We start from the raw sequence: 4,953 nt of genomic DNA, 5'->3' as shown, positions 1-4,953 counted from the left end.
ATCCATTCAGAGTGAGAGAAAGGGGGACATTGTCTCTCTTTCCTCTCTGAAAAATAAATGTTTTTATTGCTTATTATCCGCACCCAAAAAGTTGCATTTATAAGTTGAACTCAAGTCTTAAAATCTACAACTGGGCGGATTACATCGGCGAAGGTGTGCTTGAGGATTTCCAGGCATATTATAAAGAACAGACCGGTGAGAATATCCGTATCGTTTACCAGACATTCGATATCAACGAAATCATGTTGACGAAAATTGAAAAGGGGCATGAAGATTTTGATGTTGTTTGTCCTTCGGAATACATCATCGAGCGTATGCTGAAGAAGCATTTGTTGCTACCTATCGACACGAATTTCGCACATTCTCCCAATTACATGAATAATGTGGCTCCATTTATTCGTAAGCAGATTAATAAATTGAGTCAGCCGGGTGAAAAAGCCAGCCGCTATGCTGTATGTTATATGTGGGGGACGGCAGGTATTCTGTATAACCGGGCTTATGTGCCCGATTCGGTAGCCCTGTCCTGGGATTGCCTTTGGAATAAAAAGTATGCCGGAAAGATCCTGATGAAGGATAGTTATCGTGATGCTTATGGAACAGCCGTGATTTATGCGCATGCAAAGGAACTGAAGGAGGGAACGGTAACAGTGGAAGAGTTGATGAACGACTATTCTCCACGTGCGATGGAGTTGGCTGAAAAATACTTAAAAGCCTTGAAACCGAACATTGCTGGCTGGGAAGCGGACTTTGGCAAGGAAATGATGACGAAAAATAAAGCTTGGCTGAATATGACTTGGAGCGGTGATGCAATCTGGGCGATTGAAGAGGCCAATGCGGTAGGAGTGGATTTGGATTATGAAGTTCCCGAAGAAGGAAGTAATATTTGGTATGATGGTTGGGTGATCCCGAAATATGCCAGGAATCCGGAAGCGGCCAGTTATTTTATCAACTTTATGTGTCGTCCGGATATAGCCTTGCGGAATATGGATTTCTGCGGATATGTAAGTTCCATAGCTACTCCCGAAATACTGGAAGAGAAGATAGACACCACTCTTCATTATTATTCCGATTTAAGTTACTTTTTCGGACCGGGTGCAGACAGCGTGCAGATTGATAAAATACAATATCCGGATCGTAAGGTGGTGGAACGATGTGCCATGATTCGTGATTTTGGCGATAAGACAAAAGAAGTTCTTGATATTTGGTCGCGTATTAAAGGAGATAATTTGGGAGTGGGTATCACTATTCTTATTTTCGTCGTTGTTGCATTGATGAGTGGTTGGATGATTTATAAGAAGTGGCAGCGTTATAATCGTCAGAAACAACAAAGACGTAGAAGCAGAAGGAAAAAGGTCAGGAGGAATTAGTGTTTCTCCGGATTGCAAACAAAAAATAAATTAGGTGGAAAATAAAAGCGGTATCTACGGTAAGAAATAAGAAGCACGGTGAACAGAATGCTGATGGCAGGATGTTCGCCGTGCTTGGTATTTATCGTCTTTTCATTTCTCGGAGAATGTCCTTGGTGTCCTTATCTACCCGGAATGACTCAATTGTTTTTTGCAGTGCCTTGTTGTAAGTCCAGTTATCCAGTGTGCTATGTTTCAGATACTCCATTGTCTTTTGGGGAAATTTGATAAAACACAATGATATCATCCATGCCATAGCCATGCGTGCATAATATGCATCATGATTGAATGAGTCGGCATATTTCAGTAACGAATCGATATGCGCGTCATCTACATAATGGAAAAGCATCACAATTCCGAAACGTATTTCAAATTCTTTAGAGGATTTCAGATAGGGTTGGATAAATTGCCATACGTTTTCTTTTCCTTTTTTCACAGAAGTTTTCAGTTCACTGCAGAATATGTCGCATACAGCCCAATTATCTATACGGGGAATGAACATCGTTACGTATTTCATTTGTTCTTCAAGTTCCATTTTTGCCAGTCCGATAATCATTCCCTGAAGCATTGTTTCTTCATAATAAATCGTATCGGTTGATTCGACAAATGTACGCCAGTCTTCTTTCTTAATAATTTCTTTGGCCATTGTCCGCAGTTGGGGGATGCGTACGCCGAGAATGTTGTTTGCTCCCGGGAGGAGGGAAGAATGAAATTCCTGATATTTGGAATCTGCTAATGTTTGTAATTCTTTCCGGATATTTTCAGTTGTAGTCATTTTCATATCGTTGGTTATTTCACAAAGGTATAAAAAAAGAGTATGCGCGCTGTGTGCAGGCATACTCTTTTTGGAGGTAATTCCCATCATAATGAAAATACGTTGGGAAAGTTTATCCGATCAGTTACTTTTTGACCATGTCGAAACTGAATGTGGTAACCGAAAAGTTTTCAAGCGGCTCTCCTTCTACTTCCACTTGGGTGGCTTTGATTACAAAGGTGAGTTTTTTATCTTTATATGTATATTGACCCTTTTCTTCCGCTTCTATAGTTACTTTTACAGTAATTTGAGGAGCTTCCTCTCCCTCTGTTTGTACTTGGGTAGGGATCGTGTATTTTATTTCCAAAGGTTCAGGTTTTAATTGAAGTAGAATGGAGCCTTTGCTATCATCATTAAAGGCTGCAGTATAAGGAATGTTGTAATTGATATCACCCAAAGTCTCAATGATAATTTCGCCTATTTCTTCACCGACAATACTTTTAATCAGATCGTCAACCGGAAGTTTTTTTATCATAATCTGATTGTCTTTTACTTCAGCGGTAACTGTGGCTCCTTGCGGCTGTTCTTCTTTGAAGGAATAGTTTTGTGGATTGACGGATGGAGCAGTTTCTGTCAGCATATTACCGGAATAATTACCTTCCACATCTTTAAGTGAATATACGGGAATATCAGAATCGTTATCACTACTACATGCTGTAAAAGTGGCTATCAGGCCTAATGACATTACTAAGAAAGCAAAACGATTAAAACAACAAGCTTTTTTTATTTCAGTTATAATTTTCATACTGTTTTAAATTAGATTATTAATTTCAAAATTAAGGTGTACGTACATAAAGTAAATGCCGGTACTTGTGAAATACTGCATAAGGAAATAAAAATAGAATATTTTTTTATATGAGTATTGCCATGAAGATCCCTGTTCATGGGATCTTCAATTATAAAATATTCTTTTTATTTTATAGCTTTTTCGTAATGGACTTGCTTGGAGTTATCCCGAAATACTCTTTGTATTTATGGCGGAAATTCTTAAGATTTTTCAATCCAATCATTTCAGGAATAACCTGGACAGAGTATTTTCCACTCTCCAATAACTCACGTGCTTTTTCCATACGAATACGATAAATAAAATACTTCGGTGCTTCTCCCGTCAGTGCTTTCCATTTATTAAAGAAAGCAGTTCTGCTCATATACAGTTCAGAGGCAATTTCATCTATCGTCAGATTTTCCTTATCTATATTTTTTAGAATAAATTCTTTTACTTGATTGATGAATGTGTAATTACTATCATCTAAAACTTTCTCTTCTTCCTTTTCCAAGAACTGCTTTCCGAAAACTGTCTGCAAGAATGATCTTCTTAGAGAACGGTTGTTTTTGATAAGTACATTCATTTCTATCTTTAAATCTTCGATGTGGAAAGGCACATATAAAAAGATGTCGGCCAGAGAACTTTCTCTTTTGTTGCGTTGTCCTATATCTATACGTGAACCGTAAAGGATGATAGGAATAACGGATGTTTCTCCTGATGTCTTTAGTCTTGATGACAGTTCATAGCCATACATTCCATGCAGCATAAGGTCGCAAATCACTAAATCAGGATATTTCTCTTTTATACATTCTAAAGCTTCAGAGCCATTCCCGAAACTTTTCACATCAAAATCCTTTGATAAACATTCTTCCAAATAAGACTTGAATTCTTCATTACTGTCAGCGAGAACAACAGTAGGCTTGATTGAACTTTTTTTATGAGCAATCTTACCCAATGAAGTATCAGTCTTTCTTTCTTCCGACTTTTTTGCGGAGTGTATGATATTATATCCGGATACCTTTCTTTCTGAATTTGTTGTAGGAAATCTTAGTGAGACAGTGTGGGTTGAATGATTGATAAGAATATTCCCATCACATAGTTTCATTAATTTTTTGCAGAGTACACTTTTGGCAAATGCATATTTGAACTCTGATTTATGTTTAGGTTTAATCAAGTGATACTTTTGGCGCCTATAACATGTTAGCAATTTGCCCTTGTTGGCATCGAACGTTTTAAGTTCCCAGTGTTCGGAATTAGAAGAAATTGAAAAGATAATCCTTTTATCTTCAGGTTTCGAATGTTCTATTGCGTTTTTTATGAATTTATCAATGATGGGAGAGATTTTACTTTGATCGAACCAAACGCTGGCATAATTAAACTCTGTTTTTATTTCTAACTTAATCCGCTTGTCCGTAGCGAAATTTTTCAATGAATGGACTCTGTTATTAATGAAGTTTCCCAGTTCATATTCGGCAATATCCATCTGTTTGGAGTAGATAAGCAGATGTCGCAGATTCATTAATTTGGTTAGGTGTTCATCAAGACAGTCTATATTACGAATGACTAGTGATAACATTTTCTTTATGTCTTCGGGGCAACTATCATCACAAGCAGCTCTTAGAGGGGTATGAACGAGTGTGATAGGGTTGCGAATGCTTTGAAAAGAATCCATGAAATATTGGTGCTCTTCTTTTAAGATTTTGATTTCCTTATGGAGGGTAAGAAAATGAGATAAGAGCCAATATAATGAAATTCCTCCGGCTGTAAGTAGTAAGAAGAAGTGAGACTGGTGAAAGATATTTGCATCTATAATAGAGACAAATAGTGACGTTATCATTAAGTATTTCATATCACTAGTGTCCACTAAAAATTTTTTGGTCACTAGTCGGTTAAAAATTAAATAAATTCGATTCACTTGAATCATTTAGCTCTTTGATATTTTTGAAATTCGATTTGTCGAACAAATC

General features: G+C 37.1%; 3 protein-coding genes and 1 pseudogene. 1 reads left to right on the top strand and 3 read right to left on the bottom strand.

The features are described from left to right. Positions 1 to 116: 116 nt before the first annotated feature. Positions 117 to 1,367: pseudogene (locus N5O98_RS26860) on the top strand (ABC transporter substrate-binding protein); the annotation flags it as partial. 121 nt (positions 1,368 to 1,488) lie between these two features. Here N5O98_RS26860 and N5O98_RS26855 read toward each other — a convergent pair. From N5O98_RS26855 to N5O98_RS26845, 3 genes are all read right to left on the bottom strand, one after another. Further along, positions 1,489 to 2,181, bottom strand: coding sequence for a DNA alkylation repair protein (locus tag N5O98_RS26855; protein WP_022199559.1), 693 nt, complete (start codon positions 2,179 to 2,181; stop codon positions 1,489 to 1,491). A 124-nt stretch (positions 2,182 to 2,305) separates the two neighbouring features. Further along, entirely contained in the window at positions 2,306 to 2,965 is a 660-nt protein-coding gene (locus N5O98_RS26850) for a DUF4840 domain-containing protein (protein WP_004300189.1), read from the bottom strand. Positions 2,966 to 3,137: 172 nt separating this feature from the next. Continuing rightward, positions 3,138 to 4,835: a hybrid sensor histidine kinase/response regulator transcription factor gene (locus tag N5O98_RS26845; protein WP_004300188.1), complete on the bottom strand. Its 1,698-nt coding sequence runs from the start codon at positions 4,833 to 4,835 to the stop codon at positions 3,138 to 3,140. Positions 4,836 to 4,953 lie beyond the last annotated feature (118 nt).

The sequence above is a fragment of the Bacteroides sp. LFL-34 genome (assembly GCF_027257075.1).
Classification (GTDB): domain Bacteria; phylum Bacteroidota; class Bacteroidia; order Bacteroidales; family Bacteroidaceae; genus Bacteroides; species Bacteroides ovatus.
Note: the sequence above shows the minus strand (reverse complement) of the source record. Positions and strands in the feature narration are given on the sequence as shown.